Genomic DNA, 13,951 nt, shown 5'->3' with positions numbered 1-13,951 from the left:
AAATAACGTTCCATTATAACCAATTCACCGTTCATGGCGTGGGAAGATTTCGCGATAAATAAGGGTTTTTATTGTTAGCCCGAAATCGCCTCATAATCATTACTTTTCCGCAATACTTTCTTATCACTTATTGTTATAACAAATAACTGTTGAGACTTTGACCACAGACAGCAAAGCCACTATCGTGAGAAACTGCGATGAAATAGTCGAAAAAACAATAATTTCCTCGTGATGTTAACCGGCGCTACTTACTATCAATGCAAGCAGCATTGATGGTCGAATCCATGTCAGGGAGTCTCAATGAAAGCTAAAATTCTGTCATTAATGGTTTTGACAGCACTATCTGGTAGCGTACTGGCAGCAACGCCAGCAGATACGCTGGTGGTTGTACAATCCCTGGATGATATCGTCAGCCTGGATCCAGCAGAAAGTAATGAACTCTCTAGCATTCAGACTGTACCAAGTCTCTATCAGCGCCTGATACAAGCCGATCGTGATAATCCGGCGCAAATTGTGCCAGTCTTGGCTGAGAGTTGGCAAGGCGATGCCGCCGCCAAAACACTAACCGTGAAGTTGCGCCCAGACGCCCTGTTTGCATCCGGTAACCCAGTGCAAGCCGATGATGTGATTTACTCTTTCACCCGCGCAATCAAGATGAACCGCTCACCGGCCTTTATTCTTAACGTTCTGGGCTGGGACGCGAGCAACATCGATCAACATCTGAAAAAGATCGACAAAAATACCGTGCAACTGAGCTGGAGTGCAGATGTCAGCCCGGCGGTTGCCCTGAATATCTTATCAACGCCGATCGCCTCGATTGTTGATAAAAAAGCGGTCACCGCCAATGTAAAAGAGAATGACTACGGCAATGCTTGGTTGAAAATGCATTCAGCTGGCAGTGGCCCGTTCAAAATGCGGGTTTATCAGCCGCATCAGGCTATCGTGTTGGATGCCAACCCAACATCGCCGGGTAACAAGCCGCTGATTAAAAATATTATTATCAAAAACGTGCCAGACCCAAGCGCTCGCCGCCTGCTGATTCAGCAAGGTGATGCCGATATCGCCCGCGAATTAGGGCCAGACCAGACTGCCGCGTTGAAAACACAAGCGGGCGTCCAAGTGGTTGAGATCCCCTCGGCGGAGCAAAACTATTTGGTGTTTAACACCGCTAACCCAGCCAACCCGCTGCTGAAAAAACCAGAATTCTGGCAGGCCGCACGCTATCTGGTTGATTATCAGGGCATTACCAAAGACCTGCTGAAAGGCCAATATTTTGTGCATCAAAGCTTCCTGCCTGTCGGTTTACCGGGTGCGCTGGAAAGCAATCCGTTTACCTTTGATCCGGCTAAGGCCAAAGAAATTCTGACCAAAGCGGGCATTAAGGATGCAACCCTAACCCTGGACGTTGAGAACAAACCACCGTTTATCACCATCGCCCAATCGTTACAGGCAAGTTTCGCCCAAGGTGGCGTGAAGTTGGTGCTACTGCCAGCCGCAGGCAGTCAAGTCTATGGTCGAGTGCGCGCCAAGCAGCATCAGTCCGCTATCCGCTTGTGGATCCCGGATTACTTCGATGCGCACTCCAATGCCAGCGCCTTTGCCTATAATGATGGTAAGAGCAGCACTGTTGCCGGTTTAAACGGCTGGGTTATTCCTGAGCTGAATAAGCAGACACTGGCAGCCGTGGCAGAAGCCGATCCGGCGAAGCGCACTGCGCTCTATACCCAGTTGCAACAAGAGCTACAACAGAACTCGCCTTACATCTTTATTGATCAAGCCAAAGCGCAAGTTGTGCTGCGAGACAATGTTAAGGGCTATCAACAGGGCCTGAATGCAGATATGGTCTATTATGACCGTGTCAGTAAATAGGGTATTACCTTACTTTGGGTAGAGCCTCGCTGACTTATCAATAAAGTTTTTATGAAATATAAGTAGGTTGATAGTCGATGTCTGTCGCACTAAATCAAACGCCGGGAACCCAATCCCGGCGTCGTCTTTGGGGGTTTCTACAGGGATTATTGACCCTGGCCCTAACCCTATTCGGTCTACTGGTGATCACCTTTTTCCTGTCGGCTATGTCGCCAGTGGATCGGGTGTTACAAATTGTCGGCGACCACGCCAGTGAGGCCACTTATCAGCAGGTCAAGCACCAGCTCGGGCTGGATCAACCATTAGCGGTGCAGTTCTGGCACTATCTGGTGCGGCTGGCCCATGGTGATTTGGGACTTGCCAGTGCCAGTGGTCAGCCGGTATTGCAGGACTTGCTCACCGTCTTCCCCGCGACACTGGAGCTGGCGACCTTATCGCTGATCATTGGTGCCACACTCGGCGTTATTCTCGGTTTATTGTGTGCTCGTTGGGCGGGTAGCAAGCTGGATGCCGCAATTCGCTTTGTCACCTTGCTAGGTAACTCGGTGCCTATCTTCTGGCTTGGCTTGCTGATGCTATTGCTGTTTTATGCGCGCCTGCAATGGAGCCCCGGCCCCGGTCGCCTCGATGACATTTATCAATATACCGTGGAAGCAAAAACCGGTTTTGCCCTGATCGACAGCTGGCGCTCTGGTGATGCCGGAGCTTTTGGCAATGCCATCGCCCACTTGATTCTGCCGGTTGCCCTGCTCTCTTACTATGCGCTAGCCAGCATCACCCGTCTGACCCGTTCGGCCTGCCTAAGCGAACTGAATAAAGAGTACATTACGCTGGCGAGGGCCAAAGGTGCCGGTGAAATGCGCATTCTGCTGATGCACGTGCTGCCAAATATCCGGGGCACCCTGCTCACGGTGATTGCGCTGGCCTATACCAGTATGCTGGAGGGGGCGGTGTTAACCGAAACTGTCTTTGCCTGGCCGGGGATTGGTCGCTACCTCACCAGCGCCCTGTTTGCCGGCGATACCACCGCCATAATGGGCGGAACACTGCTACTCGGTATGTGCTTTATTGTGATTAACAATGTAACGGATCTGCTGGTCCGCTTGCTGGACCCGAGAACGCGCTGATATGTCGATAACACTTATATGTCTATAACCACCGTCTGCTACACGCTAAAGCGTTCCCCCTCCACCAGCATTGGGCTGTTGATTCTCTCCTTGCTGGTGATAATTGCGATTTTCGCCCCGTGGATCGCCCCACAAGATCCTAACTGGCAAAACGCTGCCGATCGACTGCTTCCGCCCGGTGCCGCAGGTCATTGGCTGGGAACTGACAGCTATGGTCGCGATATGCTGTCGCGCCTGATTTATGGCACTCGCCCCACTCTCGGCTTGGTGCTGTTGGTCACGGTGATCACGCTGCCGCTAGGATTACTGGTTGGGGTGCTTTCCGGCTATTACGGCGGCTGGCTCGAACGTGTTCTGATGCGTGTCACTGATGTGGTGATGTCGATGCCACGGCTGATTTTAGCCTTTGCTTTTGTCGCAATGCTCGGCCCCGGATTGATTAACGGCGCATTGGCGTTGGCGCTAACCACCTGGCCTGCCTATGCCCGTCAGGCGCGCGCCGAGATCCAATTATTACGCCAAAGCGACTATCTGGCGGCGGCTGAAATGATGGGCATCAAGGGGCTGCGTCTGCTTTGGGGCCACATTTTACCTATGTGCCTCCCCTCAGCGGTGGTGCGACTGGCGCTGGATCTGGCCGGAATTATCCTGGCAGCCGCAGGGCTAGGTTTCCTCGGTTTGGGCGCTCGCCCGCCGATGTCGGAATGGGGATCGATGGTCGCTGACGGTATGCAGGTTATCTTCGATCAATGGTGGATTGCCGCCATTCCGGGCTGCGCTATCTTGCTCAGCAGCATGGCGTTTAATCTGTTAGGCGATGGCCTGCGCGATATTTTGGACCCTCACCATGACTGATAAAATTTTCGCCGTAGAGAATTTGTGTGTCGATTTTCAGCAGCAGCGGGTGGTGGATAACATCTCCTTCCAGCTTGGTCACGAGCGCGTCGCATTAGTGGGCGAATCTGGCTCCGGCAAATCCATTACCGCCAGAGCGTTGATGGGATTAGTCCGCTCACCGGGAAAAGTCAGCGCCCAAAAGCTGAGCTATTACGCGGATAATACCGATGACCAAGGGGAGCCAGGCCAGGTTATTGAGCACGATTTATTGCAGCTGAAGCCTAAGCAGTGGGGGGCGCTACGTGGCAAAGAGGTCGCTATGGTGCTGCAAGATCCCCGCTATGCGCTAAATCCAGTGCGCACTGTGGGCAAACAGATTGCAGAGTCTCTGCTGCTACACAATGCACTGTCCGGTGCTGACACCCATGAGCGAGTGTTAAATGCGCTGGCGTCAGTTGGCTTAAATGAGAGCGCCTACCACCAATACCCCGGCCAGCTTTCCGGCGGTATGGGGCAGCGGGCGATGTTAGCCATCGCGTTGGTGAATAATCCGCGAGTATTAATTGCTGACGAACCAACATCAGCGTTGGATGCCAAACTGCGTAACCAGATCCTTGAGTTGATCGTCGAGCAGACCGAGCAGCGCAATATGAGCTTGCTGCTGATTAGCCATGATCTGCCGTTGGTATCAGAGCATTGCCACCGCGTGTTGGTGATGTATCAGGGGAAACTGGTGGATCAGGGGCTGGCAGCCGAGTTGCCGCACTCAACTCACCCCTATACCCACACCTTATGGGCTTGCCGCCCGAGCGCCAGCACCTATGGCAGTGAACTGCCGGTATTGGATCGCAGCGCCGATTTCTCTGGAGGCTCCCGTGGCACTGATTGAAGTCAATAACTTACGGGTCAGTTTCGCCCAGAAGAGTCAGGTGAAAACCGCAGTTGAGTCGGTCAGCTTTGCGGTTGAAGAGGGGGAAACTTTTAGCCTGATCGGCGCATCCGGCTGTGGTAAATCCACCGTGTTGCGCACACTGGCCGGCTTACAACGGGAGTGGCAAGGCGAGATAACCCTACTGGGTAAGCCATTACGGCCGGGGCAGCGTTTCACCGGCCAACTGCGTAAAGATGTGCAGATGGTGTTTCAAGACCCTTATGCTTCACTGCACCCGCAACATAATATTCAGCGCACGCTGGGTGAGCCGTTAAAAATTCACGGCGAGAAGAGTATTCAGCAGCGGATTGATCAAGCCTTAGCGCAAGTGGGCCTGCCCGCTTCTGCGGCGCTACGTTATCCCCATCAATTCTCTGGTGGCCAGCGCCAGCGTATTGCTATCGCCCGCGCCCTGCTGCTGCGACCAAAACTGCTGCTGCTAGACGAACCCACCTCGGCATTAGATATGTCGGTTCAGGCCGAGATACTTAACCTGCTCAATCAGTTAAAACGCGAGCACGGCATGACCTATTTGCTGGTGAGCCACGACAGCGACGTGGTGGCACATATGTCCGAGCGCGCAGCCATGATGGAGAGTGGCCGGATAGTGAGAACCTTCTCACGCCGCGATCTAGAACTGGCGGAACATTTTATGGGGTAATTTTGGATGGGGCTGATTAGGTTTTTAAGCTAAACATCGGCCCCATAAAAAACGCCTGCCTCCCCCCGCTGAACAGCAAATAACCCTAACGTCAATTTCCTTGCTCTACGTCAATTTAGTTTATCGCCACCTATATATAGTGGTTGTGGCAACATAGACACCTATATGTAGTAGTTATCCACAAAAGCATCCACACCCCCTCGCAGCCCTTATGTGCTGCGGGTCGCCTTGTGGATAACCCTACGCGGCAGGATACAGGAGCGACATTGTGAAAACAGTAGTGATTAAACGGGACGGTTGTCAGGTGCCTTTTGATGAGGTGCGTATCAAGGAAGCCGTCGAGCGCGCAGCTTTAGCTGTTGGCGTTGTAGACGCAGATTATTGCGCAACTGTTGCCCGGGTGGTCGCTCAGACGATGGAAAACCAGCCGAAGGTTGATATCCGCGATATCCAAAATGCGGTCGAAAACCAACTGATGGCCGGTCAATACAAGCAGTTAGCCCGAGCTTATATCGAGTATCGCCATGACAGGGATATCTCGCGGGAACTGCGTGGTCGCCTGAATCAGGAAATCCGGGGTTTGGTAGAGCAGAGCAACAAAGCACTGCTGAACGAAAATGCGAATAAAGACAGCAAAGTTATCCCGACGCAGCGCGATTTGCTGGCCGGTATTGTCGCCAAGCACTACGCCAAACAGCATATCTTGCCGCGTGATGTGGTACTGGCCCATGAGCGCGGTGAGATCCACTATCACGATCTGGATTACGCGCCATTCTTCCCAATGTTCAACTGCATGTTGATTGATCTCGATGGCATGCTGACACAGGGCTTTAAAATGGGTAACGCGGAGATTGAGCCGCCGAAATCCATCTCAACCGCCACCGCCGTCACGGCACAAATTATCGCGCAGGTCGCCAGCCATATCTATGGCGGCACAACCATAAACCGCATCGATGAAATTCTGGCCCCGTTCGTCACTGAAAGCTTTAATAAGCATAAATCTGTGGCGCAAGAGTGGCAGATCCCTGATGCCGCCGGTTATGCCATGTCGCGCACTGAGAAAGAGTGTTACGACGCCTTCCAGTCGCTGGAATATGAAGTGAACACCCTGCACACCGCCAATGGTCAGACGCCATTTGTCACCTTCGGTTTCGGGCTGGGCACCAGTTGGCAGTCGCGCATGATCCAGCAGGCTATTTTGCGTAACCGCATTGCTGGCTTGGGCAAAAATCGTAAAACTGCCGTCTTCCCGAAACTGGTATTCGCTATCCGTGACGGCCTGAATCACAAATTTGGCGATCCTAACTACGATATCAAACAGTTAGCGCTGGAGTGCGCCACCAAACGCATGTATCCCGACATTCTGAATTATGACCAGGTGGTGAAAGTCACTGGCTCCTTTAAAACGCCAATGGGCTGCCGCAGCTTCCTCGGTGTTTATGAAGAAGAGGGCAAACAGATCCACGATGGTCGTAACAATCTGGGGGTCATCAGCCTTAATCTGCCGCGCATCGCGCTGGAAGCTAAAGGCGATGAAGAGAAATTCTGGCATTTGCTGGATGAGCGCCTGCTGTTAGCCAAGAAAGCGCTAATGACCCGCATTGCCCGTCTGGAAGGGATCAAAGCACGAGTCGCGCCTATTTTGTATATGGAGGGGGCGTGCGGCGTGCGCTTACAAGCGGACGACAATATCTCTGAAATCTTTAAAAATGGCCGCGCATCCATCTCACTGGGCTTTATCGGGATTCATGAAACCGTTAATGCGCTGTTTGGCCATCAAACTCATCTCTTTGATGATGAAAAGTTACGTGAAAAAGCCGTGGCGATCGTCGAGCGCATGAGACAAGCCACGGATAACTGGAAAGAGGAGACCGGTTACGCCTTCAGTCTGTACAGCACGCCAAGTGAAAATCTGTGTGACCGCTTCTGTCGCCTTGATACCGCTGAGTTTGGCGTGGTCGATGGTGTGACAGACAAAGGTTACTACACCAATAGCTTCCATCTGGATGTCGAGAAGAGAGTGAACCCCTACGACAAGCTCGACTTCGAAGCGCCTTACCCGCCATTGGCTAACGGCGGTTTCATCTGTTATGGCGAATACCCTAACTTGCAGCATAACCTGCGGGCGCTGGAAGATGTGTGGGACTACAGCTACAGCCGAGTCCCCTACTACGGCACCAACACGCCGATTGATGAGTGCTACGAATGTGGCTTTACTGGCGAGTTCTCCTGCACCAGCAAAGGTTTTACCTGCCCGAAATGCGGCAATCACGAGCCATCGAAAGTGTCGGTCACCCGCCGGGTGTGCGGCTATCTGGGTAGCCCCGATGCACGGCCATTCAACGCCGGTAAGCAAGAAGAGGTGAAACGCCGGGTGAAACATTTGGCTAATGGGCAGTTGGGCTGACTGAGATAAAGGGGCGGTTTGCCACCGCCCATGCATGGAGTTAATACCATCAATTACCATCAATACTACCCGGTCGATGTCATTAATGGCCCCGGCACTCGCTGCACGCTGTTCGTCTCCGGCTGCGTGCACGAATGTGTCGGCTGCTATAACAAAAGTACCTGGCGGCTTAATTCGGGTAAGCCGTTTACCACAGCAATGGAGGATAGGATCATCGCAGATCTGAATGACTCCCGCATTTCGCGCCAGGGGCTATCCCTCTCTGGCGGCGATCCACTGCATCCGCAAAATTTGTCCGCTATCCTGCAACTGGTAAAGCGGGTGCGTGACGAGTGCGACGGCAAAGATATCTGGGTCTGGACCGGTTATACACTCGCCGAGCTGACAGACGATCAACAGCAAGTGGTTGATTTAATTAACGTGCTGGTCGACGGTAAATTCGTGCAGGATCTGAAAGATCCCTCACTTATCTGGCGCGGCAGCGGCAATCAGGTGATTCACCACCTACGTTAGATAGTCTGACCTATCTATAAGCCATTAAATTAATTCGCAAAGTTATAGGTTAAAGTCGCATTAAAGCGCCAGTCACGGCGTGAACTATCACTGGGCAGGTCGCCAATCGGCCTCGCCCCTTCCAGTGATAGCGAATAGTGTTTGTTGTCACCTAAAGTCACGCCCACCGTAGCCATAATCCCCCGTAGCCTCGCTATCTGGATAACCACGACCAAACCGCAACCCGCCAAAGGTGACATGCTCGGCTTGCGGCAAATCATTGTCAGACCAATCACCTTCTGCTGCTGCACTTAAGCGCCATTTTTCATCTATCAGATAAGCACCATCACCGGTCAGATAGCTCAATACCACACTGCCGGTATATTGCCTCCGCTCAGTGCGGGTCGGCTAATGTAATAGCTGCGGATAGAATGTCAGTAAATCCGTATAATCTTTCGGGTCCTGCTTATAATAACTGCCACGCGTTTGCAGCAATAATCCATTACCGCCTAAATATTGCTGATAGTTTACGCCCAGGAATTGATCTCTATTTTTAATGTGCCATTGGCGAAATTATCAGAGGGAAAATAAGCATTGATAATGCGATAAATCTTTTTCATATAAACAGCGCATTTTTATCACACCAAAAGTTCACCGTTCCGCCATCTCAGCTTAACCCTACTGTCATGAAAAAAAGCCAGCATAGCGGTGAGTTCACTTACCGGTTATCGCCATGACAATCACCCCACTGCCTGTCTGTTTGACTCTTTCTGCTGCTTCAGTTTGTCTGGCCGTCAGTGGTGATTGTGCTGAGAGAGGATATATCTGCCATGCACTTATCTAGACCACCGACCAGTTTCCCTACCCGCTATCAACAGATTGCGGCCCAGTTAGAACAAGAGCTTCGCGGCAACTATCGCTGTGGCGATTACCTGCCTCCCGAGCAGCAACTGGCTGATCATTATCAGGTTAATCGCCATACTCTGCGCCGTGCCGTCGATCAATTGGTTGAGCGCGGCTGGCTGCAACGCCGTCAGGGTATCGGTATTCTGGTATTGATGCGCCCATATGACTATCCGCTGCATGCCAATGCGCGCTTTAGCCAAAACCTGCTGGATCAGGGTAGTGACCCCACCAGTGAGCGCTTACTAGCGGTCTTACGCCCTTGTGTCGAGCATGTCGCCAAAGCACTCTCGCTGGAAGAGGGCGCGCAAGTGATCCACTTACGCACCTTGCGGCGGGTCAATGGCGTGCCCGTCTGTGTGATCGATCACTATCTGCCAGACCTCACTTGGTGGCCCGCGCTGCAACAGTTCAACTCCGGCTCGCTACATCAATTCATCAGCCAGCACCTGCAACAACCACTAAGCCGCAGCCAGACACGTATCAGCGCCCGTCGCGCACAGGCCAAAGAGAGCCGCTTGCTGGAGATTGCCACCCATGCACCCTTGCTGTGTGTGCGCACCTTAAATATCTGTGTCGCTAGCCAACAGGTGGCGGAATACTCCGTCAGTCTGACCCGCGCAGACATGATTGAACTGACCATGGAGCACTGAATGGAAAGCACCTCAACCACCCGGCAGCGCTGGATGTCAGTGCTGGCACACAGCCAACCGGCTGAGCTTCTCGCCCACTGGCAGCCGCTGAATCTCTCTCCCGTGTATCAAGTGATCCGTGCGCCAGAGATTGGCTTAAACCAATTGCAGGCCAGAATGGGGGCCACTGGCCGCCGCTTTATTCTCGGCGATATGACCATTACCCGCGCGGTCATCATGTTGAATGGCACTCCCGATATTTATGGCTACAGCTACATTGCCGGGCGCAACAAATCCCATGCCGAACTTTGTGCGCTGCTGGATGCCTTGCTGCAACTCTCTACCCTCAACAGAGATCCATCCACCGCCCACGGCAAGCCGGCCGGGCTGAATGAGTTGCTGCTGAGCACGGTGATTTACCCACTGGCAGCGGCGCAACAAGAGCGCCGACAGCTTCGCGCCCGCGCTATTGCCGCCAGCAAAGTGGATTTTTTCACCTTAGTGCGAGGTGAAGATTGATGCGCATATTCAGCCATTTTGACCATCCGGTTGACGATGCTCAGCACACTTTTCGCCGCCTTCTCAAGGCGTTGAGCGAACCTGGAGTGTTAGTCGCGCTGCCCCCGCTCTCCGGTTGGCAGCCGCTGAATCCCGCCACCACCAGTCTGCTACTGACACTGGCGGATCAGGAGACCCCGCTCTATCTGGACGCCGCGCTAAGCAGTGCTGAGGTGCAACACAATCTGCGCTTCCATACCGGTGCGCCGCTGACGGCAAGCAGTGCTACGTCCAGTTTTGCTCTATTTGGCGAGGCGGTCACGGCGGAGCAATTGGCCGCCTGTCCAGCGGGTGATGAACTCTCGCCAGAAGACGCCACCACAGTGGTGATTCAAACCGGCAGCTTGCACCACGGCATAGCATTACGTCTGCGCGGGCCGGGCATTGAACACAGCCGCATGGTCGCACCGCAACTGCCCGCTGCCGTGCTGAATTATCTGCTTAATCGCCCCGCCGCCTTCCCTGCGGGTATCGATTTTCTGTTTACCTGTGGTGAGAGCCTGATGGCGATCCCACGAACCACCCATGTGGAGGTGTGCTGATGTACGTTGCAGTCAAAGGGGGCGAAAAAGCCATTGCGGCAGCCCATCAATTGCTGGAACACCAGCGGCGCGGCGACACCCAGATCCCGGCGATCGATTGCGAGCAGATCGAGCAACAGCTGGGGCTGGCAGTCGATCGGGTGATGACCGAAGGGGGCATCTATGATCGCGACCTGGCCGCCCTGGCGATTAAGCAGGCCAGCGGCGATCTGGTTGAAGCCATCTTCTTGCTACGCGCCTATCGCACCACCTTGCCACGTCTCGCGATAAGCCTGCCACTGGCGACTGAGAACATGCGGCTGGAGCGACGCATTTCCGCCATTTACAAAGACCTACCCGGCGGGCAGGTGCTCGGCCCGACCTACGATTACACCCATCGGCTGCTGGATTTTACTCTGCTGGCCTCCGGTGATGCCCCTACTCCCCCCGTGGCCGCGAAGCAGTGCCGGATGATTTACTGCCGGATAACTGCGCCCATGTATTTGATTTACTGGCGCAAGAGCAGTTAGCACATCCGGAGCAAGATGACGGCACACCGCCGGAGGATATCACTCGTCACCCGCCAGTTTACCCCTGCGGTCGTTCGGCGCGGCTGCAACAGTTGGTGCGGGGCGACGAAGGTTTTCTGCTGGCGCTGGGCTACTCCACTCAGCGCGGTTATGGTCGCACCCACCCGTTTGCCGCCGAAATACGTACCGGTGACCTGACCATCTCCATCCAGCCGGAAGAGCTGGGATTTGCTATCGATATCGGCGAGATCCTGCTGACCGAGTGTGAAATGGTCAATGGCTTTGTCGATCCGGCGGCAGAACCGCCACACTTTACCCGCGGTTACGGGTTGGTCTTTGGTCGCGGCGAACGCAAAGCGATGTCGATGGCGCTGATGGATCGCGCCCTGCAAAGCCGCGAATATGACGAAAAAGTCACCAGTCCGGCGCAGGATGAGGAGTTCGTGCTCGCCCACGCCGATAACGTCGAGGCCGCTGGTTTTGTCTCGCACCTCAAGCTGCCCCATTACGTCGATTTTCAAGCTGAGCTGGAGCTGCTAAAGCGCCTGCGCCGTGAGCACTTCTCCTCTGCTGAACCCGCCCAAACACAGGAGCCGCACCATGACTGAGGTTCTCACCGGTTACAATCTGGGTTATCTGGATGAGCAGACCAAGCGGACATTGCGCCGCGCGCTGCTAAAAGCGGTGGCGATCCCCGGTTATCAGGTGCCGTTTGCCGGGCGGGAGATGCCGATGCCTTATGGCTGGGGCACTGGCGGCATTCAACTGACCGCCTGCTTAATTGGCCGCTCGGACGTGCTGAAAGTGATTGATCAGGGGGCGGATGACACCACCAATGCGGTGTCGATCCGCCGCTTCTTCCAGCGGGTCAGCGGTGTGGCAACCACGGAAAAAACCACCGACGCCACACTGATCCAGACTCGCCACCGCATTCCAGAAACGCCGCTCACCGCAGATCAGATCCTGATCTACCAAGTGCCGATCCCTGAGCCGCTGCGCTTTATCGAACCACGGGAGAGCGAAACCCGCAAAATGCATGCGCTGGAGGAGTACGGCGTGATGCAGGTGAAGCTGTATGAAGATATCGCCCGCTACGGTCATATCGCCACCACCTACGCCTATCCGGTGAAAGTGAATGATCGCTACGTCATGGACCCCTCGCCGATCCCGAAATTTGATAATCCCAAAATGCATATGATGCCCGCCCTGCAACTGTTCGGCGCTGGTCGCGAGAAGCGCCTGTATGCCCTGCCGCCATTTACCAAGGTGGAGAGTCTGGATTTCGACGATCACCCCTTCACCGTGCAGCAGTGGGATCACCCCTGCGCCCTGTGTGGATCGCGTCACAGTTATCTCGATGAGGTGGTGATAGACGATCAGGGCAGCCGGATGTTTGTTTGCTCGGATACTGATTTCTGCCAGCAGCAACTGGCGCAGATAGCCGCACAAGATAGCCTGACCCACGAGGTAAACACCCGATGATCTCTGCACCCTCAGTTTCCGCCCCCCATCCGCTGTTATCGGTGGAGAATCTCACCCATCTGTATGCGCCGGGTAAGGGATTCAGCGACGTCTCTTTCCAGCTCTATCCCGGCGAAGTGTTGGGGATCGTCGGTGAGTCTGGCTCGGGGAAAACCACACTGCTAAAATCCATTTCAGCGCGGCTAGCCCCGCAGCAGGGGCAGATTATTTACCGCCCTGACGCCCAGCAACCGGTTGATTTATATCAGATGGCCGAGAGTCAGCGCCGCCGTTTACTGCGCACCGAATGGGGCGTGGTGCATCAGCACCCGCTAGAGGGTTTGCGGCCACAAGTCTCGGCAGGCGGCAATATCGGCGAGCGCTTAATGGCTATCGGCCAGCGCCATTACGGCGAGATTCGCCAACAGGCAGGCCGCTGGCTGGAGGATGTCGAGATCCCCTTATCCCGTCTGGATGATCTCCCCACCACCTTCTCCGGCGGTATGCAACAGCGGCTACAAATTGCCCGTAATTTGGTGACCCATCCGAAACTGGTGTTTATGGACGAACCCACTGGCGGGCTGGACGTCTCGGTACAGGCGCGGCTGCTGGATTTACTGCGCAATCTGGTGGTAGAGATGCAGCTCGCCGTGGTGATTGTCACCCATGACCTCGGCGTCGCCCGCCTACTGGCGCACCGCCTGTTGGTGATGAAAGAGGGCCTGGTTATCGAAAGCGGCCTCACCGACCGGGTACTGGACGACCCCCACCACCCCTATACCCAGCTACTCGTCTCATCAGTGCTGCAAAACTGATCCAACTGATTTTCTTGGCTTTTGATTTTTGATTTTGACCTTGATTTTGACCTTAAAGCGCAATCGGAAATATTACCGACCAAGATTGCAGACCGAATGAGCCGCATGGACGCGGCGAAAGGGGCTGTCGAGCTGGGAGCGAGTCAGCCCCGATTCGAACAGTCGGCAAGCGAAACAATCACCGGATCTAAACAACAGCACACAAAA

The 13,951-nt window shown here is 54.3% G+C and carries 12 protein-coding genes and 2 pseudogenes; 13 read left to right on the top strand and 1 reads right to left on the bottom strand.

The annotated features are described in order from the left end of the window. Positions 1–300: 300 nt before the first annotated feature. From HRK25_RS08790 to nrdG, 7 genes are all read left to right on the top strand, one after another. Positions 301–1,869: an ABC transporter substrate-binding protein gene (locus HRK25_RS08790; protein WP_005272530.1), complete on the top strand. Its 1,569-nt coding sequence runs from the start codon at positions 301–303 to the stop codon at positions 1,867–1,869. 77 nt (positions 1,870–1,946) lie between these two features. Continuing rightward, complete coding sequence (locus HRK25_RS08785) at positions 1,947–2,996, top strand: ABC transporter permease (RefSeq protein WP_032897075.1); 1,050 nt, start codon at positions 1,947–1,949, stop codon at positions 2,994–2,996. An 18-nt stretch (positions 2,997–3,014) separates the two neighbouring features. Further along, a complete protein-coding gene (locus HRK25_RS08780) occupies positions 3,015–3,851 on the top strand; it encodes an ABC transporter permease (protein ID WP_032897077.1) in 837 nt (278 codons plus the stop codon). Next, positions 3,844–4,722 (top strand): ABC transporter ATP-binding protein, encoded by an 879-nt coding sequence (locus tag HRK25_RS08775; protein WP_032897079.1) that lies wholly within the window; start codon positions 3,844–3,846, stop codon positions 4,720–4,722. Before HRK25_RS08780 ends, HRK25_RS08775 begins: the two co-directional genes overlap by 8 nt. Further along, entirely contained in the window at positions 4,709–5,425 is a 717-nt protein-coding gene (locus tag HRK25_RS08770; RefSeq protein WP_032897081.1) for an ABC transporter ATP-binding protein, read from the top strand. The genes HRK25_RS08775 and HRK25_RS08770 overlap by 14 nt, the downstream gene beginning before the upstream one ends. A 268-nt stretch (positions 5,426–5,693) precedes the next feature. Next, positions 5,694–7,832: an anaerobic ribonucleoside-triphosphate reductase gene (gene nrdD, locus HRK25_RS08765; protein ID WP_005272539.1), complete on the top strand. Its 2,139-nt coding sequence runs from the start codon at positions 5,694–5,696 to the stop codon at positions 7,830–7,832. A 48-nt stretch (positions 7,833–7,880) separates the two neighbouring features. Then, the gene (gene nrdG / locus HRK25_RS08760) at positions 7,881–8,345 is read left to right on the top strand and encodes an anaerobic ribonucleoside-triphosphate reductase-activating protein (protein ID WP_032897163.1); all 465 of its coding nucleotides are present in this window, start codon (positions 7,881–7,883) and stop codon (positions 8,343–8,345) included. Positions 8,346–8,374: 29 nt separating this feature from the next. Here the strand turns inward: nrdG and HRK25_RS08755 are convergent. Further along, positions 8,375–8,879: pseudogene (locus tag HRK25_RS08755) on the bottom strand (hypothetical protein); the annotation flags it as partial. Between the two features lie 275 nt (positions 8,880–9,154). Between HRK25_RS08755 and phnF the strand changes: the two are divergent. The 6 genes and pseudogenes from phnF (at position 9,155) to phnK (ending at position 13,744) form a co-directional block, all read left to right on the top strand. Next, a complete protein-coding gene (gene phnF / locus HRK25_RS08750; protein WP_032897083.1) occupies positions 9,155–9,880 on the top strand; it encodes a phosphonate metabolism transcriptional regulator PhnF in 726 nt (241 codons plus the stop codon). Next, entirely contained in the window at positions 9,881–10,378 is a 498-nt protein-coding gene (phnG, locus tag HRK25_RS08745) for a phosphonate C-P lyase system protein PhnG (protein ID WP_032897085.1), read from the top strand. Further along, complete coding sequence (gene phnH, locus HRK25_RS08740) at positions 10,378–10,959, top strand: phosphonate C-P lyase system protein PhnH (RefSeq protein ID WP_032897087.1); 582 nt, start codon at positions 10,378–10,380, stop codon at positions 10,957–10,959. Before phnG ends, phnH begins: the two co-directional genes overlap by 1 nt. Further along, positions 10,959–12,076 (top strand): annotated as a pseudogene (locus HRK25_RS08735) (carbon-phosphorus lyase complex subunit). Before phnH ends, HRK25_RS08735 begins: the two are co-directional and overlap by 1 nt. After that, entirely contained in the window at positions 12,069–12,950 is an 882-nt protein-coding gene (locus HRK25_RS08730) for an alpha-D-ribose 1-methylphosphonate 5-phosphate C-P-lyase PhnJ (RefSeq protein WP_032897089.1), read from the top strand. The pseudogene HRK25_RS08735 and the gene HRK25_RS08730 overlap by 8 nt, the downstream one beginning before the upstream one ends. Beyond that, positions 12,947–13,744 carry a phosphonate C-P lyase system protein PhnK gene (phnK, locus tag HRK25_RS08725; protein WP_032897091.1) on the top strand — a complete coding sequence of 266 codons (798 nt, stop codon included), beginning with the start codon at positions 12,947–12,949 and terminating at the stop codon, positions 13,742–13,744. Before HRK25_RS08730 ends, phnK begins: the two co-directional genes overlap by 4 nt. Positions 13,745–13,951: the final 207 nt, after the last annotated feature.

Source organism: Yersinia bercovieri ATCC 43970 (genome assembly GCF_013282745.1).
Lineage (GTDB): Bacteria > Pseudomonadota > Gammaproteobacteria > Enterobacterales > Enterobacteriaceae > Yersinia > Yersinia bercovieri.
The sequence above is the reverse complement of the archived record's forward strand: the minus strand, read 5'-3'. Positions and strand labels throughout refer to the sequence as shown.